Source organism: Microbacterium sp. LB12 (genome assembly GCF_037150835.1).
Taxonomy (GTDB): domain Bacteria; phylum Actinomycetota; class Actinomycetes; order Actinomycetales; family Microbacteriaceae; genus Microbacterium.
The window spans coordinates 109,294-134,275 of the sequence record NZ_JBBCPF010000008.1 but is presented as its reverse complement, the minus strand read 5'-3'; the positions used below and the strand labels follow the sequence as shown (position 1 = coordinate 134,275).

The following is a 24,982-nucleotide window of genomic DNA, read 5'->3' as shown; positions in this document are numbered from 1 at the left end:
CACTCAGCCGATCGACATCGGCAGTGATCGGCCGGACAGCCCGCGACCCTGCCGTGCGAGACGGCGGGCGAGGTCGCGGATGGTCGTCGCGGCGATGTCGGTCGACTCGCCGGCGACGATCGGGACGCCGGCGTCGCCGCCCTGGCGCAGAGCCGGACTCAGGGGGATCGACGCCAGGAGCGGCACCGGTGTGCCCGGTTCGGAGAGGGCCTCGGCGACCGCCGCGCCGCCGCCCGTGCCGAACAGGTCGATGACGGTGCCGTCGGGGAGCGTGTAGGCGGCCATGTTCTCGATCACGCCGATCACCCGCTGGCCCGTCTGCCTGGCGACGAGCCCGCTGCGGATCGCGACCTCGGCGGCCGCGGTCTGCGGGGTGGTGACGACCAGCACCTCCGCGTGCGGGAGGAGCTGACCGATCGAGATCGCGATGTCTCCGGTGCCCGGCGGCATGTCGATGAGCAGCACGTCGAGGTCGCCGAAGAAGACGTCCGTCAGGAACTGCGAGACCGTGCGGTGCAGCATCGGTCCACGCCAGGCGACGACGGATTCACCGTCGCGGAGGAACATCCCGATCGAGATCGTCTTCACCCCATGGGCCACGGGCGGCAGCATGAGGTCATCGATCCGCGTCGGCTGCGTGCCGGCCGGGACACCGAGGAGCCCCGGGATCGAGAAGCCGTGCACATCGGCATCGACCAGACCGACCGAGAGGCCCTGATCGGCGAGGGCCACCGCGAGGTTGGCTGTGACCGTCGACTTGCCGACGCCGCCCTTGCCGCTGGAGACGAGGATCACGCGGGTGAGTGAGTCGGGTCCGAACGGCATGTGCCGTGCCGGTCTGCCGGCGCGGAGTTTCTCCGTGAGCGCCTTGCGCTCGGGGGGAGTCATCACGCCGACCTCGACCTCGACCGTCGAGACGCCGGGGACCGAGGCGGCGGCCTGGCGGACGTCGGCCTCGATCCGTGCGGCGGCGGGGCAGCCCACGATCGTCAGCACGATGCCCACCCGGGCGACGTCTCCGTCGACGGTGATGTCACGGACCATGTCGAGCTCGCCGATCGGGCGTCGCAATTCCGGATCCGTCACGGCGGAGACCGCGGATCTGACGCCGTCGACCGCGCTCACGATGCGGTGCCGGCGGCAGGCTTCTCCGCGGCGTCGAGTTCGGCGAGCAGCGCCTTCAGCTCCTGGCGCAGCACGTCGCGCGTGACCACCTGTGCATTGCGCTCCTCGAGCGACATCCGCAGGGCGACGATCTCGCGCGCCAGGTACTCCGTGTCGGCGAGGTTGCGCTCGGCGCGCTGCCGATCCTGCTCGATCTGCACGCGGTCGCGGTCGTCCTGGCGGTTCTGCGCGAGGAGGATCAAGGGTGCCGCGTACGACGCCTGCAGCGACAGCATCAGCGTCAGCGCCGTGAACCCGAGCGCCGCATCGTCGAAACGCAGTTCGTCGGGCGCCAGAGTGTTCCAGACGATCCAGACCACGCAGAACAGGCTCAGGATCAGGAGGAAGGCCGGGGTGCCCATCGCGCGGGCGACCCACTCGGTGAAACGACCGAACCGATCGCGGGAGGTCGTGCGGGGCCGGGTGCTGGTGCGGCCCGGAGCATCCAGGCGCGTCGAGCGGGGCATCAGCGCGCCTCGTTCGCGGTGGTCGGGGAGTCTTCGCTGTCGTGCGTGCGCCAGTCGTCGGGGAGGAGGTAGTCGAGCACGTCGTCGATGCTGATGGCTCCGACCAGGCGATGCGCCGCATCGATCACCGGAAGCGACACGAGGTCGTAGCTGGCGAGCATGCGGGCGACCTCGGCGGCGGAGGCGGTCACCGGCACCGGTTCGAGGGTGTCGTCGAGGATCGCCCCGAGTCGTTCGTGCGGCGGATACCGGAGCATCCGCTGGAAGTGCACGATGCCCAGCAGCCGCCCCGTCGGCGTCTCGAACGGGGGCAGCGTGATGAAGACCGCGGCGGCCAGGGCCGGGTGCAGTTCGTGCCGCCGGATGAGTGCCAGTGCCTCGGCGACCGTCGCATCGGCGGAGAGGATGATCGGCTCCGGGGTCATCAGGCCACCGGCCGTGTCAGGACCGTAGCGCAGCAGCATCCTGACGTCCTCGGCCTCCTCCGGCTCCATCAGCTCGAGCAGCTGCTCCAGACGGTTCGGGGGCAACTGCGCGAGCAGGTCGGCGGCGTCGTCCGGCTCCATCTGATCGAGGATGTCGGCAGCGCGCTCGTCGCCGAGACGATCGAGGATGTGCACCTGCTCGTCTTCCGGCATCTCCTCCAGAGCATCGGCGAGGCGATCGTCCGAGAGCTCCTCGGCCACCTCGATCATGCGCTGCTGCGGCAGATCGAGCAGGGTGTTCGCGAGGTCTGCCGCGTGCAGCTCGGCATATGAAGCGACGAGCTGCTCGGCCGACTGCGACTCACCTGGTGCGCGTTCCTCGGCGACCTCGTTCCAGGCGGCGAAAGTAGTGGGTCCCTTCGCGAAGGGGGAGGCGCTGGTCTTCGGACGCCGCAGGAACAGCTGGCTGATGGCCCACTCGCCGAGGCGGTTCGGCTCGATCGCGACGTCTTCGATGACCGCCGTCCCGCTGCCGTCGGCGAAGCTCACCCGACGTCCGAGCATCTCCGCGAGCACGCGCACCTCGCCCGCCCGCGGGGAGAAGCGGCGCACGTTGATGAGGCCGGTGCTGATGACCTGGCCGGAGCGGATCGACGTGACCCGTCCGATCGAGAGGAACACATGCCGTCGTCCCGGGATCTCCACCACGAGGCCGATCACGCGGGGTGCCGCGGTACTTCGATACACGACGACGACATCCCGGACCTTGCCGAGCCGGTCGCCGACGGGATCGAAGACGGCGCACCCGGCCAGGCGCGCGGCGAAAACCCGTTGTGTGCTCACCTCTCCAGCGTAGTCGGCGGGTTCGGTCGGCGGCGGGATGGTCGCGCCTCGGGCCGTCGGACGGCGCGCGTGGAAGAATAGCCGGATGAGCATGCTGAACCGCCCCGCGAGCGGCACCGACACCGGCGAGATCGTCGCATCGATGCGCGACTACGAGAGCGCGCAGAAGACGGTCTCCAAGCTGATCGCCGGCGAGGTGCCCGCCCGTGACATCGCCATCGTCGGTCAGAGCGTGCGCACGGTGGAGCGGGTGACCGGCAAGCTCGGCTACGCCGCCGCGGCCCGCTCGGGAGCCATCAACGGCGTGCTGATCGGCCTGTTCCTCTCGGCGATCCTGGTGCTCGGCAACCCCGAGGTGCCGATCCAGCTCTTCGTCGGCTTCGTCTTCATCGGCGTCGCGGTCGGGATGATCCTCAGCCTGATCACCTACGCGATCGTCCGCCGTCGGCGCGACTTCGCGAGCGTCACGCAGTTCGCCGCCGACCACTACGAGGTCACGGTGCTGGCAGCGTCGCTCTCCAAGGCGCGTCAGGTGCTCGGAGCGGCCAGGGTCGCACCCGTGAGGCCTCCGGTGAACCTCGACGAGCCGCCTCGCTACGGGGAGCGCATCACGCCCGGCGCGCCCGCCCCCGAGCCTGCCGCGCCGGTGATCCCGCCGCGTCCTGCCGATCCGGTGCCCGAGGCCGGTGCGGCTCCCGAGCCGGAGGCGCCGGCGGGAGAGGCCGACGCGCCCACTCCGACGACCCCGGTCGAGCCCGACGCGACTCCGGGCGCAGACGGCGCCGAAGGCAGCCGGGCGTGACCATGATCCCGACCCTGCTCGCCTGATGGCGGAGATCCGGGTCGATCTCCCTGCCGGCCCCACCATGGTCTCGGCTGACTGGACCGGGGATCAGGGGGAGCGACCGTGCTGATCGCACATGGCGCGGGCACCGGAAAGGACCATCCGTTCCTCACGGGGTACGCGGACGCGTTGGGCGGACTCGGATTCTCGACGCTGCGCTTCAACTTCCCGTATGTCGAGCAGGGGCGTCGGATGCCGGGACCGGCGGCGCACGCGATCGCGACCTGGAACGCTGCGGTCGCCTTCGCCCGGGAGAACGACTCCACTGCCACCGTGTGGGCGACAGGCAAGTCCTACGGTGGACGCATGGCCTCGATGGCCGTGGCGGAGGGGCTCGAGGTCGACGGCCTCGCGTATCTCGGCTACCCGCTGCATCCGCCCGGGCGACCCGAGAAGCCCCGGATCGAGCATCTGCCGGCGATCCGCGTGCCCCAGCTGTTCATCGAGGGCACGAACGATCCTTTCATCCAGCCGATCTCGCAGTTCGAGGAGGCGGTGGCGACCTGCCAGGACGCCCGGGTCGAGTGGATCGACGGCGCCGGGCACACCTTCGAGGTGAAGGGTCGCAAACGCTCGGCCGCCGACATCGGTGCCGCGCTCGCACCGCTCGTGGCGGACTTCATCCGAAGCTCCCCGCGCCTCTGAACGACGCCGACATGCAGCGAGGGCGTGACCGCACTCGGCCACGCCCTCGCTGCATCAGGAGGAGTCAGCCCTGGAGGCGGGCGATCCACGCCTCGACCTCGTCGGCCGTGCGGGGGATCCCCGCCGACAGGTTCACGGGGCCGTCCTCCGTCATGAGGATGTCATCCTCGATGCGCACGCCGATGCCGCGGAGCTCGGCCGGGACCGTGAGATCGTCGATCTGGAAGTACAGGCCGGGCTCGATCGTGAACACCATGCCCGGGGCGAGGATGCCGTTGTAGTACATCTCCCGACGCGCCTGCGCGCAGTCGTGCACATCGATGCCGAGGTGGTGGGACGTGCCGTGCACCATGTAACGGCGCTGCTGTCCGCCCTTCTCCGCGTCGAGTGCCTCCTCGGCCGTGACGGGCAGCAGACCCCACTCGGCGGTGCGCTCGGCGATGACCTTCATCGCGGCGGCGTGCACATCGCGGAAGCGGGCACCGATCTTCGCGGCGGCGAAAGCAGCGTCGGCCGCCTCGCGCACGGTCTCGTACACACGGCGCTGGACCTCGGTGAAGGTGCCCGAGACCGGAATGGTCCGGGTGATGTCCGCCGTGTACAGGCTCTCGGCCTCGACGCCCGCATCGATCAGGATCAGGTCGCCCGGAGCGACCGTGCCGTCGTTGCGCGTCCAGTGCAGGTAGCAGGCGTGCGGCCCGGACGCGGCGATCGTGTCATAGCCCTCGCCGTTTCCGTCCTCGCGCGCACGGCGGTGGAACACGCCCTCTACGACGCGCTCGCCGCGTGCGTGGGCGATGGCTGCCGGGAGCTCGCGGATGACATCGTCGAAGCCGTTCGCCGTGATCTCGACCGCGTGCCGCAGCTCCGCGATCTCGAACTCGTCCTTGACCAGACGCAGCTCGGAGACGAAGCGGGTGAGGGCCTCGTCGGCCTCGAGCACCAGCTCGCCCTCGTCCGAGGTCAGCTCGTCCAGGTGGGCGGTGGCGATGTCGAGGTCGGCGGCGACCCCGGCGAGGGACGGGCGCGGGCCGATCCAGAACTCGCCGATCGTGGCGTCGCTGTAGAACTCGGACGTCGTGCGGTCGGCGCGCTCGCGGAAGTAGAGGGTGGCGTCGTGTCCGCCGTCGATCGGGGCGAGGACCAGCACCGAGTCGGGCTGCGTGTCCGAGGCCCACCCGGTGAGGTGCGCGAATGCGGAGTGCGGGCGGTACACGTAGTCGGTGTCGTTGCTGCGCTGCTTGAGCGGACCTGCCGGGAACACGAGACGCTTGCCGGGGAAGGCCGCCGAGACCGCCGCGCGCCGGGCGGCCGCGTACGCCGCCTGCGCCCGCGCCGCGGGAAGGGACTCGGGACGGTCGGCCCATCCGGTGGAGATGGTGTCCAGGAAACCCTGGGGGAAGGGCTGCCGGCGGTTCGTGGTGCCGTTCGACGCGGACGCTTCGACGGGGGGTTCTGCGATCGTGTCGCGCTCTGCGGTGCTCATCCCTCCAGTCTGTCACCTGGAGAAGCGACGCGGGAGTTCAGCCGGCCGGCTCGAGCTGCACGACGAGGGCACGATGATCGCTGCCACCGGCGTCGTCGAGCACGACGGATCCTGTCGGCGTCCAGTTGGCCGAGGCCATCACGTGGTCGATCGGTGCTCCGGCCAGCGGTGGGAGCGAACTGGGCCAGGTTCCCGTGAGGCCGTTGCCGGTGCGTGAGGCGACGTCGCGGCAGTAACCCATGTCGCCGCCGTCCACACCGAGCGGGGCCATGTGGTCGATCGTGGCGTTGAAGTCGCCGGCGAGGATGAAGTCGCCCGCGGGGCACTGGTCGGCGATCCACTGCAGATCGCTCTGCCACTGCGACATCTCCTCCATGCGCGGGGCGACGGCATGCACCGCGACGATGGTCGGCCCTGTGCCGTCGATCGGCATCAGCACGACACTGGGCACTGAACCGGTGTTGCTCGAGCCGTCCTTCGACGATTCGATCACCGAGTACTCGCCGAGATCGGGCGCGACCAGCACAGTGGTCTGCCAGGACTGCGGGCCATCGGGGACGTCCGGCCGGAACTGCACGTGGTGCACCCACATCGGATGCCCCTGCTCGCGCAGCATGACCGCGATGCGCTCGCCGACCGCCTCGGTGGTCTCGGGCAGGGCGACGATGTCCGCGCCCTGGTCGAGGATCTGCTGGGCGATGACCTCGGCGGGCACGGCTTCGCCCGCGGTGTTCCAGGTGAGCACGCGGACGCTGCTCTCCGTCGGCGCCGGAAGGGCGGACGCGCCGAAGCCGCGGGTGGCGCCGATCAGCCCGGTGGCACCGGCCCCGAGGAGCGCGACGATCAGGATCGAGGCGGCGAAACCGCGCAGGGGCCGGATGAGGAGCAGCAGGAGCGCGACGACAGCCACCACGAGGAAGCCGCCGAGCACGAGGCCGCGCGCCGCGACGAGCTGTGCGAACGGATACGTCTGCTCGAGTCGGAAGAACTGCGGCCAGACCACGATGGCCGTCGCGATCGCGAGCAGCACGGTGAAGAGGATCCCCAGTAGTCGAAACATCCCTTCAAGCCTAGAAGCGCCGCCTGTGAAGTCCCTCCCCGACATCCCGTCGGCGCCGCTCGCGTCCGGTGACGGCGGCGCTCGGTACGCTCGGAGGATGGCCACTTCGTCCCCCGGGTTCGTCGGTCCCGCCGACCTGCACCTGCACTCCAACCATTCCGATGGCACGGAGTCCCCCGCGGAGGTGGTCGCCCAGGCGCACGCCTACGGCATCCGCACGCTCGCGCTCACCGATCACGACCGGTCCACCGGGTGGGACGAGGCCGGCGATGCCGCTGTCGCACGAGGGATGACGTTCCTCCCCGGCATGGAGCTGTCGGCGAAGCACGAATGGCGCAGCGTGCACGTGCTCGGCTACCTGTTCGACCCGGAGAACGCGGCCTTGCGCGCGGAGACGGACCGCATCCGCGGTGACCGCATCGGACGCGCGGAGCGCATCGTCCGCAACATCGGCCGGGACTACGACCTGCAGTGGGACGACGTCGTGGCGCAGACCGCGGCCGATGCCACCGTGGGGCGCCCCCACATCGCCGACGCCCTGGTCGCCCGGGGCATCGTGCGCGACCGCACCGAGGCGTTCGACGGGATCCTGCACCCCCGCGAGGGCTACTACGAGCCGCACTACGCACCGGATCCGCTCACCGCCGTGCGCCTCATCACGGATGCCGGGGGAGTGGCCGTGATCGCGCATCCCGTGACGGCGGGCCGTGACCGGATGATGCCCGTGCCCTTCATCGAGCGGCTGATCGACGCCGGACTCGGCGGGCTCGAGATCGATCACCGGGAGAACACCGAGGCGGGCAAGCGGATGCTGCGTGAGATCGCCGCGAAGCACGACCTCATCGTGACCGGATCGAGCGACTACCACGGCAGCGGCAAGCCGAATCGCCCCGGGGAGAACACCACGTCCGACGAGATGGTGGCACGGCTCATAGCACGCGGAACCGGCAGCGCCCCGCGCCACCCCTGATCCTCGGCGTTCTGTCGGGCATCTCCCGGCGACCTGTCGAGCGGGACCGATACCGTCCGAGGCATGCAGCGAGCGACTTCCCTGGAGCGCCGCGTCGATGCGATGGCGCACCGCGTCCTCCGGGACGCCCCGGCCAACGGCATCCGCGCGGGTCTGATCGAGTTCGCAGTGTTCGTGCTCAAGCAGGCATGGGCATGCGTGTTCGGGGCGGCGCTGCTCGTGGCGATCGTCGCTGCGCGCCTCTGGTACCCCGATGACGCCGTGCTCGCCCGCAACGATGCGCTCACCCTCACGGCCGTGCTCATCCAGGTCGCGATGCTCGTGTTCCGGCTGGAGACCGGTCGCGAGCTGTGGGTCATCGTGCTGTTCCACCTCACGGGCACGGCGATGGAGCTGTTCAAGACGGACGTGGGCTCCTGGGCCTATGCCGCCGATGGCGTCCTCCGCATCGGGGGTGTCCCTCTGTTCAGCGGTTTCATGTACGCCGCCGTCGGCTCGTACATGGTCCGGGTCTACCGGCTGTTCGACCTCGGCTTCACGCGCTATCCCCGGCGGTGGATGACAGCGATCCTCGCGGTCGCGATCTACCTCAACTTCTTCGCGCACCACTGGTGGTGGGACGCGCGCTGGGTGCTGCTCGCGGGAGTCGTGCTGCTGTGGCTGCCCACGGTGATGCACGCCCGCGTCTGGCGTCGCACGATCCGGCTGCCGCTGCTGGTGGTGTTCGCCGGTGTGGCGGTCTTCATCTACCTCGCGGAGAACATCGGCACTTGGGCCGGCGCCTGGGCGTATCCCGATCAGGAGGGCGGCTGGCAGCCGGTCTCGCTGAGCAAGCTGAGCTCGTGGTTCCTCTTGATGATCATCTCGGTCGTGCTCGTCGCCTGGGTCTACCCGCCGCAGGTGCCCGCCGCCATGCTGCGTGACGACGATACGGTGCCCGCCTCACGCTGACGCGCCGCGACGACGAAGGGCGCATGCCGAGGGTGATCCCTTCGGCATGCGCCCTTCGCGAGGTTCTCGTGCGTCAGGCTCCGGCGACCGGAGCGGCGCCCGCACCGGAACCGCCGCGACGGCGACGGCGACGGCGGGCCGGAGCCGGCTTGCCGTCGTGGTGCTCCTTGCCCTCGCCGTCGTGCGTGCCCGCACCCTCGGCGCCGCGGTCGGACGCCGGTGCGGACTGCCCCTCGCCGGAGGCGGCCTGCGGAGCTCCCTCGGCGAAGGTCGAACCGACCGGGGTCGTGCTGTTGCGACGACGACGGCGACGACGGGTCCCGCTCTCGGCGGTGCCCTCTGCGGCAGCATCGGCCGCACGCTCGGGACGACGGGTGCGCTCGGACTTGACGGACTCGGTCTTCGGCGCCGAGACGAGACGGCCCTTCGTGCCCTGCGGGATGTCGAGGTCCTCGTACAGGTGCGGGCTCGACGAGTAGGTCTCGACGGGCTCCGGCTGACCGAACTCGAGGGCTCGGTTGATGAGGGCCCACTTGTGCAGGTCCTCCCAGTCGACGAACGTGATCGCGATGCCGGTCTTGCCCGCGCGACCCGTGCGACCGGCACGGTGCAGGTACGTCTTGTCCTCGTCCGGGATGGTGTGGTTGATCACGTGCGTGACGTCGTCGACGTCGATGCCGCGGGCGGCCACATCGGTCGCCACGAGCACGTCGCGCTTGCCGGCCTTGAACGCGGCCATGGAACGCTCGCGCTGGTCCTGACCCATGTCGCCGTGCACGCCGCCGACATTGAAGCCGCGGTCGTTGAGCTCATCCACGAGACGCTGCGCCGCACGCTTGGTGCGCGTGAAGATCACGGTCTTCCCGCGGCCCTCGGCCTGCAGGATGCGGGCGATGATCTCGTCCTTGTCGAGCGAGTGCGCGCGGTAGACGAGGTGCTTGATGTTCGCCTGCGTGAGGCCCTCATCGGGGTCGTTCGCGCGGATGTGGATCGGGTTCGTCATGAAGCGACGCGCCAGCGCCACGATCGGTCCGGGCATGGTCGCCGAGAACAGCTGCGTGTGGCGGACCGCGGGGACCTTCTGGAAGATCTTCTCGATGTCGGCGAGGAAGCCCAGGTCGAGCATCTTGTCGGCCTCGTCGAGCACGACCTCGGTCGCGTTCGACAGGTCGAGCAGCCGCTGACCGGCGAGGTCGATCAGACGACCGGGAGTTCCGACGACGATCTGCGCGCCGGCCTTCAGCTGGTCGATCTGACCCTCGTATGCCTTGCCGCCGTAGATGGCGACGACGCTGGTGGAGCGGTTGCTGGTGAGCAGGTCGATGTCCTCATAGACCTGCACCGCGAGCTCGCGGGTGGGCACGACGATGAGCGCCTTCACCCCGGGCTCCGGGTTCTGGCCGAGGCGCTGCACGACGGGGATGCCGAAGCCGAAGGTCTTACCGGTTCCCGTCTTGGCCTGACCGATGATGTCCTGGCCGGGGAGGCCGAGGGGGATCGTCTGCTCCTGGATGGGGAACGCGTCCACGATGCCCTTGGCGGCGAGCGCGTCGACGATGTCCTGATCGATGCCGAGATCGGCGAAAGTTGTCACAGTATTCAGATTGCCTGTCCGGCGACCCAGCGGGATCGCCACGTTCACGGATCCACGCCGTCTCTTGTGCCACAGGCGCGGGGCCCCGCTCCGACGGCGGGGACAGGGTCAGCCTACCCGAGGGCCACCGCGGAGCAGGAAGAGGAGTGGTGCACGAGTATTGTGAACGACGTGGTGGACTCGGGAGGACGACCTCGTGGTTAAGTGGTTCTGGCAGCGCGATGCGGCGCCGCGACGCACCCTCACCTTGCGCAGCAGGGGGGAGCAGGGAGACGCGACGCGTGTCGACTTCGCCGAGCTCGCCCCCGAGCTCAATCGCTTCCTGGGTCAGGCCGCCTATCTGCAGCTCGGCTACTTCGAGACCCTCACGCGGTTGATCCGCGCCACTCCGGAACTGTCGGAGAAGGAGTCGCTCTCGCGCGCGGCCGGGGCGGCCCTGACGAAGCACCGCGGGATCGTCGAACTCATCGCCGAACGAGGCGACGACCCGACGCAGTTGATGCTGCCGTTCCGGGAGAATCTCGACGCGTTCCGCCGCAAGACGATCGGTGCGCGGCCCCGGGAGACCCTGCTGGCCGTCTACATCACGGCCGGCATGCTCGACGACTTCTACCTCGCGCTGGCCTCCAGCTACGGCGACCCCGGCCGCCGCGTGGCCGAGATCCTCCGCGAGGACGATGCCCGCCACGAGATCGTGGCGATCATCCAGGAGACGATCGAGAGCGACGAGGAGTGGCGTTCGCTGCTGTCGATGTGGGCGCGCCGCCTCGTCGGAGACACGATCCTCGTCTGCCGCTCGGCGCTCCGACCGGAGCTCCTCGCCGTGGCCGACGAGCGGATCGAACCGGTCTACACCGAGCTCATGGGTGCGCACGCACGGCGGATGGATGCGATGGGGCTCGCCTCCTAGCCGGGGGAGCGTCGCGGTCAGATGCCGAGGGCGCTCCGCGCTTGCGCGTCCGACCGGCGACGGATGCCGGTGATGGCGGCGATCGCGAGAGCCGCGATCGCCGGGGCACCGATCACGCTCGCGAGCCACAGCCAGATGCTGTCCTCGCCGACGCCGGCCCACTGCAGGCCCGTGTAGAGGATCGCCGAGACCGCTGTCGCGATCGCCGGAGCGAGGGCGACGCCGCGCAACTCACGTCCGCCGATCATGAAGTGCACGGCGATGCCCAGTGCGCACGCGCCGATGAGTGCGAGGAGGATGTACATCGTCGGGTCAGGCGACGAAGCCGACGCGGCGCGATTCCTCGGTGCCCAGCTCGATGTAGGCGAGGTTCGCGGTCGGGACGATGTAGGAGTTGCCCTTCACGTCCGAGAAGCTCACATGCGTCGCGCTCTGCTCGAGCGCCGCGGCCACCTGGGTGCGGACGTCGTCCGCGCTCGTGGCGGTCTCGAAGCTCAGTTCACGGCCGGTGTTGATGATGCCGATGCGGATTTCCACGCGTGCTCCTTGAAGTTCGGGGACTGCGCCAACTCTACCCCGCGAGCCGCGGGCCGGATCGGCGCGCGCGTCTGGTTTCGCCGTGGGCGCACAGCCATCATGCTCGACGGGGCATCCGGCTCGCGGGCGACGATGTCCGTCCGTCCGGATAGCGTGGTGGGCATGACACCGGATGACGCCCAGCGTGCTGTGATCGACGCCGAGCCCGCCGCATCCGGCGTCATCATCGGCGCCCCGGGAACGGGGAAGACCCGCACCCTCATCGACCGCGTGGTGCACCTGCTCGACGTCGAGGGCCTGCGTCCCGAGCAGGTGCTGGCCCTCACCCCGAACCGCCAGGCCGCGACGGCCCTGCGTGATCGGATCGGCGTACGGATCGGCCAGGCGACGCCGGGGCCGTTGGCACGATCGCTCGGGTCGTTCGCGTTCCAGCTCGTGCGTGGGGCGATGGTGCGCGAAGGGGCCGAGCCGCCGGCGCTGCTCACCGGTGCCGACCAGGACCGCATCATCGCCGAACTGCTCGCGGGCGACGCCGAAGACCGGCGCATCCCCTGGCCCGAGGCGCTCAGCGACTCGGTCCGCGCCTCGAAGGGGTTCCGTTCCGAGCTGCGCGCCTTTCTGGCGGAGTGCACGGAGATCGGCGCCCGACCCGACGAACTCAGGAACTCGGGCAACGAGGTGTGGGCGGCGGCGGCGGACTTCCTCGTCGAGTACCGCTCCGTCCTCGACGCGCTCCGTGCGGCGCACCGTGACGCGGCCGACCTGCTGAGCGAGGCGAGCACGATCCTGCGCACCGCGGACGCTGCGACCCTCGGTCCGCTGTCTCCGCTGCGCGCGGTGCTGATCGACGATGCCCAGGAACTCACGCGCGGCGGGGTCGCGGTCGTGACCGCCCTCCGGGATCGCGGGATCGCCGTCCTGGCCTTCGGCGACCCCGACATCTCCTCCGGCTCCTTCCGTGGAGCGAGTCCCGAGCTGTTCGCGCAACTGGCCGGTGTGCTCGGCGAGGTGCACGTGCTCGACGGCCCGCACCGCCAGCGCCCCGCGCTCACCGCGCTCACGCGCACGGTGACCCAGGCGATCGGGGTATCCGGTCGTGTCGAGCATCGTCGCGCGCCGGTTCCCGTGGCCGCCGACGAGGTCGACGCGAGGGTCGCGACGTTCATCGCTCCGTCACCGTATGAAGAGCTCGACCGGATCGCCGGCGTCATGCGGGAGTGGCATCTCTCCGAGGGGATCCGCTGGGACCGGATGGCCGTGATCGCGCACGACACACGGCAGGTCACCACCCTGGAGACCGAACTCGCCGCCCGTGAGATCCCGACGCGCGCAGCGGGGGTGCAGCGTCCGCTCGGAAGCGAAGGGATCGTGCGCGACATCGTGGGCATCGTGCGTCTCGCATTGACGCCGGTCGACGAGCGCACACCGCAGGCGCTGGAGGAGGCGCTGCGGACGCCGTTCGGGGGCATGGACGCGATCGGACTCCGGCGGTTGCGGGCACGACTGCGGCATCTCGAGCTCGAGCAGGGAGGTTCCACCCCGGCGCGCGAACTGCTGCGCCAGGCCATGGCCAACCCGGCGCACCTCACGCTCATCGATGCGCCGGAGTCGCGTACGGCGGAGCGTTTCGCCGAGACGATCGCGGCGCTCGCGGCGGGGGCGGCCGCCGGGGAGACGATCCACGATCTGCTCTGGCGCGTGTGGGATCAGGCCCGCGCGGTCGACGGCCGCCGGCTTCACGTGGCCTGGCGGGAGGTCTCACTGCTTCCCACCGGTGCCGAGACGGCGCGCTCCCTCGACGCACTGGTTTCGCTGTTCGACGCGGCGAAGCGCTTCGTCGAGCGCACGCCCAACGAGAAGGCCGAGACCTTCGTGCGCGACATCCTCGACAGCGAGGTGCCGGAGGACTCGCTCTCGACGCCGGATCGGCCGGGCAAGGTCACCCTGCTCACACCCGCCACCGCTCTCGGCACGGAGTTCGACGCGGTCGTCGTCGCAGGGGTGCAGGACGGGATCTGGCCGAACGTGCGCTTGCGCGGCGGCCTGTTGCAGACGTGGCGTCTGGCGGATGCCCTGCAGTCGATGCGCACGGGGGTGAGCGTCGAGCCACCGGGCGTGCTGGACCGACGGCGAGCGGCGCTGCACGACGAGCTGCGGCTGTTCGTGCGTGCCGTGTCGCGTGCCCGCGAGCGGCTCCTGATCACCGCGGTCGATGACGACGACCTGACGCCCAGCGCGTTCTTCGGCTTCCTGCCCGCCCCCGAACCACCCGAGCGCCACGCGTCCGCAGATCACCCGCTCACGTTGCGCGGACTCGTCGCGCGCCATCGGCGCACCCTCACCACCTCCGCGGTCGAGTCGACGCGGCGTGAGGCGGCTGCGCAGCTCAGTGTCCTCGCACGCGAGGGCGTGCCCGGAGCCGCACCCGCGGACTGGTACGGCGTCACACCCGCATCGACCGATGCGCCGCTCCGCGACCTCGCTGTGGCCGGGGCGCGGGTGTCGCCGTCGAAGATGGAGTCGTACGAGGAATGCGGTCTCAACTGGGTCGTCTCGGCGCTCGGAGGCGACACCGTGATGCCCCCGACCGCCGGAATCGGCACGATCGTGCATGAGGCGATGGAACGGGTACCCGACGGCGACCTCGAGCAGATGCGCGCGATCGTGGCAGATCACTGGCCGGAGCTCGACTTCGAGACCGAGTGGATCGGTCGCAAGGAGCGCCGCCGCGCCGACCTGTTGGTCGATCGGCTGCACGCCTACCTCGGCGATGTGCGTCGCGAGGGCGGTCGGGTCATCGGCAGCGAGGCCGAGTTCCGGTTCGCCGTGGACGTCGTCGACGACGACGATGCGGTCCCGGCCGTGCGTCCGGTCGGCGAGGATCGCGCGAACCAGGCGATCATCCACGGCTACATCGACCGCGTCGAGGCATATCCGCCCGGCGCCGGCGAGCACCCTCCGGCTCGAGGACGCGGGTGGGAGCCGATGGGGGGCGGGGCGGAAGGGCCCGTGGTCGTCGTCGACCTGAAGACGGGGAAGAACGACCCCGAATCGGACTCCGGCGTGCTCGATCATGCACAGCTCGCCGCGTACCAGGTCGCAGTGCAGCAGGGCTTGATCGACGGCGCCCCGCCGGAATCGCTCGCGGGTGCGCGACTCGTGATCGTGTCGAAGACCCTCGCCAAGAGCGAGTACCGCATCGCCCACCAGCACACCCTCGATGACGAGTCCCGGTCGGCGTTCCTGCGGCGGGTGTCGGATGCCGCGCGAGGCATGACGGCGTCGAGCTTCACCGCTCAGGTCGAGTCGCACTGCGCCGACACGCAGCGTCGGGTGCATCCCTGCCGGATCCACACGGTGCCGGCGGTGAGCTCGTGACGGGCTGGGGCAGCGGCGAAGGGATCTCTGCGACCGACATCGCCGCGGCGCTCGGTCTGCCGTCGCCGACGCCCGCTCAGCAGCGGGTGATCGAGGCGCCGCCGGAGCCTGCGCTGGTGGTGGCCGGTGCGGGCAGCGGCAAGACCGAGACGATGTCGGGCCGCGTGGTGTGGCTCGTCGCGAACGGGCACGTGCGTCGGGACGAGATCCTGGGACTCACCTTCACGCGCAAGGCGGCCGGTGAGCTCGCGGAGCGGATCAGCCATCGCCTCGCGGTGGTCGACGAGTACGGGCGGCGGGGGCTCCTGCCGCATCTGCCGACGATCGTGGCCGACGGCTCGCTCCGCAGGGTCGACGAGGCCGCGCCGGGTCGTCAACGCGAGCTGGTCCGTGCCCATGCGCTCGACGAGCTCGCCGACCGTCTCGGCACCGGATGGGACCCGGTGGCGCCGAGGGCGGCCGAGGATCTGATGATCCGACCGCGGGTGTCGACCTACAACGCGTTCGCCGACGGCATCGTCCGTGAGCACGCCGCGCGGATCGGCCGCGATCCGGACGTGGCGATGCTCAGCCAGGCCGCCTCGTGGATGCTGGCGCGGGAGGTCGTGCTCCGCAGCGACCTGCCCGAACTGGAGGAGATCGACTTCGCGCTCAGCACGGTCATCGATGCGGTGCAGCGGCTGGCCGGCGACGCCCTCGACCATCGGGTCGACCTCGATCTGGCCGAGCGGATCGCCCGCGATCAGGCCCTCGCTTTCGCGCCGTATCGAGGCAACGGCGACGTGGAGAAGGCGGCGGTGAACCTGCTCAGTCTTCCCACGCTCGCACGACTGGTGCGCGACTACATCGCCGAGAAGGAACGGCGTGGCGTGCTCGACTTCGCCGATCAGGTGGGCGGGGCGTACGACATCGTCGAGTCTGCGCCCGATGTCCGCGCCGAGCTTCGCGAGCAGCACCGAGTCGTGCTGCTCGACGAGTACCAGGACACCTCAGTGATCCAGACCCGCTTCCTCGCCGAGCTCTTCCGCGACACCGCCGTGATGGCGGTCGGTGATCCGCATCAGTCCATCTACGGCTGGCGCGGGGCGAGTGCCGACAACCTCTACGCATTCTCTGCGACCTTCGCGAGCTCGGGCACCACCCAGACCTACAGCCTCATGACCAGTTGGCGCAATGACCGCGGCATTCTCGGGATCGCGAACCGGGTGCTCGAGCCGCTGCAGCGTCCAGGCCTCGACGTCCCGCCGCTGGAGCCCCGACCCGGCGCGGGGGAGGGAACCGTCACCGTGACCTACCGGTTCACGGTCGACGATGAGGCTGCAGCCGTGGCGGAGTGGTTTGCCGAGCGGAGGACCGAGCACGACGCCGGTGCCTCCGCCGCCGCGGGAGCGAAGCCGCACACCGGCGCGATCCTGTTCCGCTCGAAGCGGCATATGCAGACCTTTGCGGCGGCGCTCGCGGCACGGGGCATCCCGCATCGCATCCTCGGACTGGGCGGGCTCCTCGCGACGCCCGAGGTGGTCGACGTCGTGTCGACCCTTCGCGTCGTGCACGATCCCACGGCAGGGTCCGCGCTGATCCGCCTGCTCACGGGTCCGCGATTCGGCGTCGGAGTGGCCGACATGGCGGCTCTCTATGATCTCGGCCGCACGCTGTCCGAGCGCGATACGGCCATGGCACCGCTGCCCGAAGAGGTGAGACTGCGGCTGCGATCCTCCCGCGGGGCGGACGAGGCGGTCTCGATCATCGACGCGGTCGACGTGGTGCGCGCCGTGCGCGACGACTACCGTCTGCTCGAGACGATCACGCCGGAGGGCCGAGCACGCATCCGTGCCGCGGGGGAGATGCTGGAGCGGCTCCGTCGAGCCTCGTCCCAACCGATTCCCGAGCTGATCCGCCTCATCGAGCTCGAACTCCGCTTGGACATCGAACTGGCCGCGAACGAGACGCGGGGGCCCGCCCGCATCGCGGCGACGCAGTTGCGCGCCTTCGCCGACGAGGTGAGGGCGTTCCTCGCCGCCGATGAGCGGGGGAGCATCGGAAGCCTGCTGGCGTGGCTCGACAAGGCCGAGAGCACCGATGAGCTCATGCCTCGGCCGGAGCCGCCGGAGGCCGGCGTCGTGCAGCTGCTGACGATCCACGGCTCGAAGGGGCTGGAGTGGGATGCCGTGGCGGTCGTGCGGCTCGTGGTCGACGAGCTGCCCAGTCGCGTATCCGACACATCCGGGTGGTTCGGGTTCGGAGTGGTGCCCTTCGCCCTGCGCGGTGACCGCGATGCCCTCCCGCGTTTCGAGTGGGATCCGGTGGAGGCGATGGGGGACGAGACCGATCCCGACAAGAGGCAGAAGCTGGCCCAGGCCTCGCTGTCGGGAGGCGTGACGAAGGCGAATCCGCAGGGCGGTGCGCTCAAGCGCTTCAAGGACGCCTACCGCGCCTATCAGCAGGAGGAAGAGCGTCGCCTGGCGTATGTCGCGGTCACTCGTGCCCGGACCGACCTGCTGCTCAGCGGCGCGCACTGGGCAGGGCAGAAGTCGCCGCGCACCGCGAGTCCCTTCCTGGCGGAGGCGATCGAGGTGCGCGGGCTCGACCCGATCGAAGCGGTCGACCCCGAGGACAACCCGTACGACGGGCCGGGCAGCACGCTGCGCTGGCCCCTCGATCCGCTGGGGGCGCGCGGCGAGGTGGTGCGCGCAGCGGCGGGACTCGTCGCCGACGCGACCCGCACCGCAACAGCCGAACCGTCGATCGAACTCTCCCGCCTGCTCGCGGAACGTGCCGCGCGACTGCGGGGGACCGATGCCGACGCTCCCACCCGCGTGCCCGCCTCGCGGTTCAAGGACTATGTCACGGACTTCTCCGGGACGCTCTCATCGATCGTCCGGCCCATGCCAGAGCGACCGTATCGGCAGACCCGTCTCGGCACGCTCTTCCACGCCTGGGTGGAGCAGCGCTCCGAGCTCGTCGGCGTCGGCACGCGTGTGGATGAGGCGTTGTGGGAGACGGATGACGACGAGGCGCCGGGGGAAGCGACGTTCGGGGTGGCGCCCGCGGCGCGGGATCGGGGAGCGGCGGCGGACGCCGTCGACTTGGCGGTGCTGCAGGAGACGTTCGAGCGCAGCGAATGGGGCGAGCGGAAGCCGATCGCCGTCGAGATCGAGATCGACTTCGCTCTCGGCGCCGGCGTCGAGTCTCTGGAAGACCAGCACTCGCACATCGTGATCTGCAAGCTCGACGCGGTGTACCGCCGCGCCGATCGGGGTGGGCGCATCGAGATCGTGGACTGGAAGACGGGAAAGGCCCCGCGGACGGCGGCCGAGCGCGAGGAGCGGATGCTGCAGCTCGCGCTGTACCGGCTCGCGTATCACCGCCGTTTCGACGTGCCACTCGAAGAGATCGATGTGGCGTTGTACTACGTCGCGGACGACCTGATCATCCGCGGCGACCGCGTCTACTCGGAGGAGGAGCTCTTCCACCGCTGGAGCGCAGCCCGCGCGGCCCGCTGAGCCTCCTCGGAGTCGGTGTCGCCGTACCCCGTTTCGGCGCTCGTGTCGGAGGGACGCTGATCGTCCGCCGAGTCGTCGGCGCGAGCAAACATGCTCGCGACACCGGAGAGGTCTTCCGTCTCGACGTTCACCATCGCGGTGCGTCGCGCGCTCTCGTCGCTGTCGTCATCGCCCGCGGGCGCCTCGACGCCGGACGAGTCATCGGATGCCGTGGGTTCCGGCTCATCCGCGGCTTCGACCCACAGCTCCTCCGGGTTGTAGGCGTCGGTGTGCATCGAGGTGTCGACGTCGGCGACGGTGTTCTTCGGCACTCGGTCGAGTGCATCCAGTGCGGAGTCGACACCGACATTGCGCGCGTCGATGATGCGCAGGTCGTCGGAGTGCAGGCCATCCGCCAGCGCTTCAAGCAGGGCTGCCGCGTCGTCGACGATGTCGGGTCGACGCATGGCATCGCCGTGTACGAGCCAGCGGGCGAACTCCAGCTCCGCGAGCAGACGAGCGCGCACCTCGAGGCCGCCATCGGGCGTGCGCTCGATGGCACGGGCGTAGGCGGCGTGCACGTCGTCCGATGCCTCGGGCGCGGCCGACAGCCAGGAGAGGTCGAGAGCGGGGTCTCCGACGGAGAGTCCGTGCCAGTCGAGGAGCCCGATGACCTCGGGGCCGCGCTCGGGGTCATCGTCGAACAGGAACGACGTGGCCTGCACACCGCCCAGGATCACCGTCGATTCGAATCGCCACAGGTCGTCGTCGGCGACGGCGTCGCGCCAGCGCACCGTGAGGCGGGCGGGTACCCGGCCGGTGGCGGCGGCGGTGTCGACGAGTCGATCCAGTTCGGCGCGGCTCTCCTCGGCGCTGCGGGTGGCGAGGCCCGCGCCCCGCACCACGGATGTCGGGAGGCCGTGCACGGCCGCGATGGAGGCACCCATGGACTCGGCGGCACCACGACCGGCGGGCACCATGGCCGCTTCGATCTGGAAGCCGGGAAGGAGCTCCGTGACGAGCGCGCGTCCTTCGCCGAGGCGTGTCTCCCCGACGTACGCGGGCGCTCGGAAGGGCAGCATGGCGCGGGCGCCGTCCGTCAGCGCGCGGAGGGCGATCGCCTCTGCGGCGAGTTCTCGCGCCGTCTCGTCGTCGTCCGCGACCCGGATCGCGAGTTCACGACCATCGGCGAGGGAGGCGACGGCGGAGTCGAATCGACCGTCGCCGTCCGCACTCAGACCGCGGGCACCCGTGACCTCCGCCCCGGGCAGTGCGGCGGTCACTGCCGCGGCTAGAGTGAAAGGAGAGCGTCCCATGCCCCCAGGGTAGGTCGGCTCAGGGGCGGTCCCGCCTCCGCCACGCCCGTGAAAGGGGGAGTCGATGACCATTCAGCGCCCGTCCCTGGACCGCGCAGCCGAACTCCGCGAGGAGCCGGCAGTGCTCGATCGTCTGCGGGAGGACACGTCGAGCCGTGTCATCGTGGTGCGCGAAGGGCGTGTGCGTGTCGTCGATTCCGCACTCCTGCGCGTTCCGCCGTCCGCGGTGGGGGACGCCACGTGGGGTCTGCTCGGGCGCGACGACGACGGTGCCGCGCTACTGCTCGCCGCAGCTGCGCCCGAGACCGACTCGCTCGATGCCGCCCCGGATGAGATCTGGCTGGGGCTGCGCGACCTGGGCGGTCGTATCGACGCTCGGGAATCCGAGATCCTCATCAGTGCGATCGCCCTGGCCGGCTGGCTGCGTGACGCGCCGTTCTGCCCCGCGTGCGGGGGAGGCACCGAACTGCGTCAGGGCGGCTGGTCACGGCGCTGCCTGGTGTGCGGGCGCGACCACTTCCCGCGTACCGATCCGGCTGTGATCGTGGCGGTCGAGAGCCGTGACGGCGCGCGTCTGCTGCTCGGCGCCAACGCGACCTGGGGTGGGCGGATGTACTCGTGCTTCGCGGGCTTCACCGAGGCCGGGGAATCGCTCGAGTCGACCGTGCACCGGGAGATCGAGGAGGAGTCCGGTGTGCGACTGTCGTCGCTGCGGTACGTCTCGTCGCAGGCGTGGCCGTTCCCGCGCTCGCTCATGGTGGGTTTCCGCGCAGTGGTGGATGACGAGTCCGCCGCGCTCGCCGATGGCGAGGAGATCATCGACGTGCGCTGGTTCACGCGCGCAGAGATCGGGTCCGCGCTCGATGGCGACGGTCCGGTCGGACTCCCGGGGCCGGCATCGATCGCCCGCGCACTCATCGTCGACTGGTACGAGGATCGCGCGTGAGCGCACTCGATGCCCTCGACGAGCGGCAGCGGGCTGCGGCATCCGTGCTCCGAGGACCGGTCGCGGTGCTGGCCGGCGCGGGGACGGGCAAGACTCGCGTCATCACGCATCGCATCGCGCACGGGGTCGACACGGGCGCGTACTCACCGTCGCGGGTCATGGCCGTCACCTTCACGGCCAAGGCCGCGGGCGAGCTGCGAGGCCGCCTGCGGGCACTTGGCGTCGAGGGTGTGGCCGCCCGCACCTTCCACGCGACGGCCCTCGCACAGCTGAACTTCTTCTGGCCGACGCTCGCCGGATCGCCCGCACCATCGCTCATCGACAACAAGGTGCGGATGCTCGGCCAGGCCGCCGACGCGATGCGGCTGCGTCCGAGCACAGCCACCCTCCGCGACATCGCGTCCGAGATCGAGTGGCGCAAGGTCTCCATGGTGTCGATCGATCAGTACGCCGAGCTCGGGCGACCCGTCAGCGGGATCGATGCCGGGCAGCTCGTCGAACTCATGAGGGGATACGAGGCGCTGAAGGACGACCGCCGCCAGCTCGACTTCGAAGACGTGCTCCTCGCGTGCGCGGGGATGCTCGAAGCGGAGCCGCGGGTCGCCGCCTCCGTGCACGAGCAGTACCGGCACTTCACCGTCGACGAGTTCCAAGACGTCTCCCCGCTCCAGAATCGCCTGCTGGAGCTCTGGCTCGGCGACCGGCATGACATCTGCGTCGTGGGCGACGCCAGCCAGACGATCTACTCGTTCGCGGGCGCCGAGCAGCGCTACCTGCTCGAGTTCGAACGTCGTCACCCGGATGCCACCGTCGTGCGGCTCGAGACGAACTACCGCTCGCAGGCGCCGATCCTCACCGTGGCCAATGCCCTGATGCACGGTCGGCCCGGCGCGCTCGAGCTCGTCCCGGCGCGGGAGCAGTTCGCCGTGGATGCCCCGACCATCACGGCCTACGACTCCGAAGGGGAGGAAGCGGCGGGTATCGCGGCGGCGGTCGCCGCGCAGATCTCCGCCGGGGCATCGCCGTCCGAGATCGCCGTGCTGTACCGCGCTCATGCGCAGTCGGCGGTGCTGCAGCAGGCGCTCGCCGGCGAGGGAATCGCGACCTCCGTGCTCGGTGGCACACGATTCTTCGCGATGCCGGAGGTGCGACAGGCGATCCTCGCGCTGCGGGCCGCGGCGGTGGCCCCGACCGAACACGGCTTCCTGCCCGGCGTGCAACGGGTGCTCCGCGAGCTCGGGCTCACGGATGAGCCGCCTGCGGCCGGTGGCGCCCAACGCGGGGGATGGGAGGCGCGTCGAGCGATCCTGCAGCTCGCCGAGGAGGCGGGACCCGACGCGGATCTGCGCAGCTTCAGCGACGCGCTCATGGCACGCGCGAAGGATCAGCACGAACCCACGATGCGCACGGTGACCCTGTCGACTCTGCATGCGGCGAAGGGTCTGGAATGGCCGCACGTGCACCTCGCCGGCTGGGCTGAGGGTTCTCTGCCGATCTCGTACGCGACGACGTTCGAGGCGGTCGACGAGGAGCGTCGCCTGGCCTATGTCGGTGTCACGCGGGCCGCGCGTACCCTGTCGCTTTCGTGGGCGCGGTCTGCGGGGCGGGGCGAGCGGGCGCCGTCGAGGTTCCTCGCTGAGATGGGCACCACGGCCCGCGGCACCGGCATTCTTCGTGAAACGTCACCGAACGCCACGCGCGCGAGCCGTCCGCGCTGACGCGCACCGACCGGCCGAGGTGCTGCTCGTCGTCTCCGAGGAGCATGGCGGCGAGCCGTCCGGCCTCGGCGACCTGCGCGGCGCGGACCGGCCCCGGGTCGCGACCGATCAGCTGCGTGTGCAGCAGGGGCCATGCCGGGTCGCGGTCCCGCTCCTGTGCGTCGCGGCAGGCCAGGCAGGGAGAGGTACCGGGGATCACGAGCGGACCGACCGTCACGCGCCCAGGCTCGAACGACACCGGCAGATGAGGGATGTCGTCGCGCAGGAAGCGGGCGAACTGCAAGGTGGCCGCGGCTCCCTGCACCAGGACCACGCCGACCGACGCCCGGTCGGCGGGGTCGACGAGGGTGATGCCCTCGTCGATGAGCGACTCACTCAGGCGGTACTCGCTGCGGCCGTCGATGCCGCCGATGCTCTCGACCCAGGCGTGCCTGGCTCCGGTCGCATCGTCGAGGAGGACGGGATCGAGGCGGGCGAGCAACGATCGCGCGGCTTCTCTCGGTGCACCGGCCGCGTGCGCGATCACATCGAACGCGCTGCGGCGGAATCCCGTGCGCAGGCGGCTGAGCAACGGCTCCACCCACTGCGCGTCGGTGGTGAAGCGCAGATCGCCCTCGTCGCCGAGTTGAAGCGTGTTCTCATCTCGCCACAGGAGCGGCGCGTTCGGGTCCAGGCGCGTGAGGATCGGCGGTGTCAGCGGCATCCATCCGATTCTGGTGGTGGGTGCCGGTGTCGCGGGACGCTCTCTTCGTATCCGTGGAGAACTCCCGCCGCCTGTCCGGTCGGGGGAGGAGAAGAACGCGTCCCCTGCTCGTTCGGCCGAGACGATCAGACCGGGCGGTCGCCCTCCGGTGCCGCGCTGTCGTCTCCCGTGCCGTCCGCTTCGTCCGCGGGCTTCTCATCCGCGAAGTCATCGCCGTCGAGCAGACGCGCCAGCGCCTCGTCGAACTCGTCCGCAACCGGGCTCTCACCGCGCGCGGCCGCCTGCAGCCGAGCGATGAGCGCACTCGGATCGTCGATGTCGTCGGCGGTCGGCATCAGGTCGGGGTAGTCCCAGAGCGAGTCGCGCGCGCCGATACCGACCGCGTCCGTCACCGCGCGCCACATCGCGGACGCCTCACGCATGCGCCGCGGGCGCAGCTTGAGCCCTACGAGGGCGCCGAGTGCATCTTCGGCAGGACCGCCGACGGCGCGACGACGACGGGCCGCCTCGGCGATGCGGGCACCGTCGGGAAGACGTGAGGTGGCCTCGGCCGTCACCACGTCCACCCATCCGTCGATCGTCGCGATGAGGTTCTCGAGACGCGTCAGCGCCTCGCGCTGCACCTCGCTCTGCACGGGGAGCAGCGCTCCGCCCTCGATGGCTGCTCGCAGTTCCTCCGGGTTCGAGGGGTCGAGGCGGCTCGCCACGTCTTCGAGAGCGTCCACGTCGACCGTGACGCCCCTCGCGAAGTCGGTGATCTGCGCCATGACGTGCAGGTGCAACCACTTCGCGTGCCGGTAGAGGCGGGCGTATGCGAGCTCGCGCGTGGCGAGGTACAGCGCGATCTGGTCCTCCGGGATCTCGAGGCCTTCCCCGAACGCGGTGAGGTTCTGCGGGATCACGGCCGCGGTCCCGGCCGGGAGCACGGGAATGCCCACATCGCCGCCGGAGACCACTTCGAGCGAGAGGTTGCCGAGGACCTGTCCGAACTGGGCGGCGAACACCGATCCGCCCAGACCGCGCATCAGGCGTCCTGCCCCCTGCACGACGCCGCGCATGTCCTCGGGCACCTGGGTGTCCAGAGCGGACGTCAGGGCGTCGGCGATGCTCGTCGACACCGGATCGGCGATCTCCTTCCACACGGGCAGGGTCTTCTCGACCCATTCGCCGCGGGTCATCGCGGTCGGTGCCTCGGCGAGCTCGGAGATGGTCGTCGCCTCGCCGAGCCACAGGTTCGCGAGCGCGAAGGAATCAGCGAGCGAGGAGCGGGATCCGGCAGTGATGCCCTGTCCGTCGCGGTTGGCGATGTGCAGCGCCTGACGCAGCGCGTTCTCCCACGGGTCGCCGCCGAAGGCGCCCTGGAGCTGCGACATGATCGTCTGCATCATCGCCGGGTCGAACGTGAAGCCGTCCATGCCCTCGAACGCACCCCGAAGCGCTTCCGGGTCGATGTCTCCACCGCCCTGGTTGGACAGCATCTTCCGCAGGAACTCCTGGAAGTCCTCGGGTGTCGGGTCGTTGTCTGCCATGTCGCTCGCCCTCT

Annotated in this window: 19 protein-coding genes; 9 read left to right on the top strand and 10 right to left on the bottom strand. The window is 70.4% G+C overall.

What is annotated here, in order from left to right; genetic code table 11:
- Nucleotides 1-3: 3 nt before the first annotated feature.
- The 3 genes from WFM69_RS14875 to WFM69_RS14865 are packed head-to-tail and all read right to left on the bottom strand — an operon-like array spanning nucleotide 4 to nucleotide 2,899.
- Nucleotides 4-1,125, bottom strand: coding sequence for an Mrp/NBP35 family ATP-binding protein (locus WFM69_RS14875; protein WP_337005991.1), 1,122 nt, complete (start codon nucleotides 1,123-1,125; stop codon nucleotides 4-6).
- Nucleotides 1,122-1,631 (bottom strand): DUF1003 domain-containing protein, encoded by a 510-nt coding sequence (locus WFM69_RS14870; RefSeq protein WP_337005989.1) that lies wholly within the window; start codon nucleotides 1,629-1,631, stop codon nucleotides 1,122-1,124. The genes WFM69_RS14875 and WFM69_RS14870 overlap by 4 nt, the downstream gene beginning before the upstream one ends.
- Entirely contained in the window at nucleotides 1,631-2,899 is a 1,269-nt protein-coding gene (locus WFM69_RS14865; protein WP_337005987.1) for a magnesium transporter MgtE N-terminal domain-containing protein, read from the bottom strand. Before WFM69_RS14865 ends, WFM69_RS14870 begins: the two co-directional genes overlap by 1 nt.
- 85 nt (nucleotides 2,900-2,984) lie before the next feature.
- Here WFM69_RS14865 and WFM69_RS14860 point away from each other — a divergent pair, with 85 nt between their 5' ends.
- Nucleotides 2,985-3,701: a general stress protein gene (locus tag WFM69_RS14860; protein ID WP_337005985.1), complete on the top strand. Its 717-nt coding sequence runs from the start codon at nucleotides 2,985-2,987 to the stop codon at nucleotides 3,699-3,701.
- 105 nt (nucleotides 3,702-3,806) lie between these two features.
- A complete protein-coding gene (locus WFM69_RS14855) occupies nucleotides 3,807-4,388 on the top strand; it encodes an alpha/beta hydrolase family protein (protein WP_337005983.1) in 582 nt (193 codons plus the stop codon).
- Nucleotides 4,389-4,452: 64 nt separating this feature from the next.
- On the opposite strand, the gene WFM69_RS14850 is transcribed toward WFM69_RS14855, so the two are convergent.
- Both WFM69_RS14850 and WFM69_RS14845 read right to left on the bottom strand, forming a co-directional pair.
- A complete protein-coding gene (locus tag WFM69_RS14850) occupies nucleotides 4,453-5,874 on the bottom strand; it encodes an aminopeptidase P family protein (protein ID WP_337005981.1) in 1,422 nt (473 codons plus the stop codon).
- Nucleotides 5,875-5,911: 37 nt separating this feature from the next.
- Nucleotides 5,912-6,934, bottom strand: coding sequence for an endonuclease/exonuclease/phosphatase family protein (locus WFM69_RS14845; protein ID WP_337005979.1), 1,023 nt, complete (start codon nucleotides 6,932-6,934; stop codon nucleotides 5,912-5,914).
- Between the two features lie 97 nt (nucleotides 6,935-7,031).
- Between WFM69_RS14845 and WFM69_RS14840 the strand changes: the two genes are divergently transcribed.
- Together WFM69_RS14840 and WFM69_RS14835 are read left to right on the top strand one after the other, a co-directional pair.
- Nucleotides 7,032-7,904 carry a PHP domain-containing protein gene (locus WFM69_RS14840; protein ID WP_337005977.1) on the top strand — a complete coding sequence of 291 codons (873 nt, stop codon included), beginning with the start codon at nucleotides 7,032-7,034 and terminating at the stop codon, nucleotides 7,902-7,904.
- Nucleotides 7,905-7,967: 63 nt separating this feature from the next.
- Nucleotides 7,968-8,855, top strand: coding sequence for a DUF817 domain-containing protein (locus WFM69_RS14835; RefSeq protein ID WP_337005975.1), 888 nt, complete (start codon nucleotides 7,968-7,970; stop codon nucleotides 8,853-8,855).
- Nucleotides 8,856-8,928: 73 nt separating this feature from the next.
- On the opposite strand, the gene WFM69_RS14830 is transcribed toward WFM69_RS14835, so the two are convergent.
- On the bottom strand, nucleotides 8,929-10,449 hold the full coding sequence (locus tag WFM69_RS14830; RefSeq protein WP_337005973.1) for a DEAD/DEAH box helicase: 1,521 nt from the start codon (nucleotides 10,447-10,449) through the stop codon (nucleotides 8,929-8,931).
- 196 nt (nucleotides 10,450-10,645) lie between these two features.
- On the opposite strand from WFM69_RS14830, the gene WFM69_RS14825 reads away from it, so the two are divergent.
- Nucleotides 10,646-11,359 (top strand): ferritin-like fold-containing protein, encoded by a 714-nt coding sequence (locus WFM69_RS14825; RefSeq protein WP_337005971.1) that lies wholly within the window; start codon nucleotides 10,646-10,648, stop codon nucleotides 11,357-11,359.
- 17 nt (nucleotides 11,360-11,376) lie between these two features.
- Here WFM69_RS14825 and WFM69_RS14820 read toward each other — a convergent pair whose 3' ends face one another.
- Nucleotides 11,377-11,664, bottom strand: coding sequence for a hypothetical protein (locus WFM69_RS14820; protein WP_337005969.1), 288 nt, complete (start codon nucleotides 11,662-11,664; stop codon nucleotides 11,377-11,379).
- A gap of 7 nt (nucleotides 11,665-11,671) precedes the next feature.
- On the bottom strand, nucleotides 11,672-11,896 hold the full coding sequence (locus WFM69_RS14815; RefSeq protein WP_337005967.1) for a DUF3107 domain-containing protein: 225 nt from the start codon (nucleotides 11,894-11,896) through the stop codon (nucleotides 11,672-11,674).
- A 162-nt stretch (nucleotides 11,897-12,058) separates the two neighbouring features.
- Here WFM69_RS14815 and WFM69_RS14810 point away from each other — a divergent pair, with 162 nt between their 5' ends.
- A complete protein-coding gene (locus WFM69_RS14810) occupies nucleotides 12,059-15,274 on the top strand; it encodes an ATP-dependent helicase (protein ID WP_337005966.1) in 3,216 nt (1,071 codons plus the stop codon).
- Entirely contained in the window at nucleotides 15,271-18,777 is a 3,507-nt protein-coding gene (locus WFM69_RS14805) for an ATP-dependent DNA helicase (protein WP_337005964.1), read from the top strand. Before WFM69_RS14810 ends, WFM69_RS14805 begins: the two co-directional genes overlap by 4 nt.
- On the opposite strand, the gene WFM69_RS14800 is transcribed toward WFM69_RS14805, so the two are convergent.
- Nucleotides 18,723-20,072, bottom strand: coding sequence for a phosphotransferase (locus WFM69_RS14800; RefSeq protein ID WP_337005962.1), 1,350 nt, complete (start codon nucleotides 20,070-20,072; stop codon nucleotides 18,723-18,725). The two genes, WFM69_RS14805 and WFM69_RS14800, sit on opposite strands and share 55 nt — an antisense overlap.
- A gap of 64 nt (nucleotides 20,073-20,136) precedes the next feature.
- Here WFM69_RS14800 and nudC point away from each other — a divergent pair, with 64 nt between their 5' ends.
- Complete coding sequence (nudC, locus tag WFM69_RS14795) at nucleotides 20,137-21,018, top strand: NAD(+) diphosphatase (RefSeq protein WP_337005960.1); 882 nt, start codon at nucleotides 20,137-20,139, stop codon at nucleotides 21,016-21,018.
- Entirely contained in the window at nucleotides 21,015-22,736 is a 1,722-nt protein-coding gene (locus WFM69_RS14790; RefSeq protein ID WP_337005958.1) for an ATP-dependent helicase, read from the top strand. The genes nudC and WFM69_RS14790 overlap by 4 nt, the downstream gene beginning before the upstream one ends.
- An 828-nt stretch (nucleotides 22,737-23,564) precedes the next feature.
- Here WFM69_RS14790 and WFM69_RS14785 read toward each other — a convergent pair.
- The gene (locus WFM69_RS14785; RefSeq protein WP_337005956.1) at nucleotides 23,565-24,968 is read right to left on the bottom strand and encodes a zinc-dependent metalloprotease; all 1,404 of its coding nucleotides are present in this window, start codon (nucleotides 24,966-24,968) and stop codon (nucleotides 23,565-23,567) included.
- Between the last annotated feature and the right edge of the window lie 14 nt (nucleotides 24,969-24,982).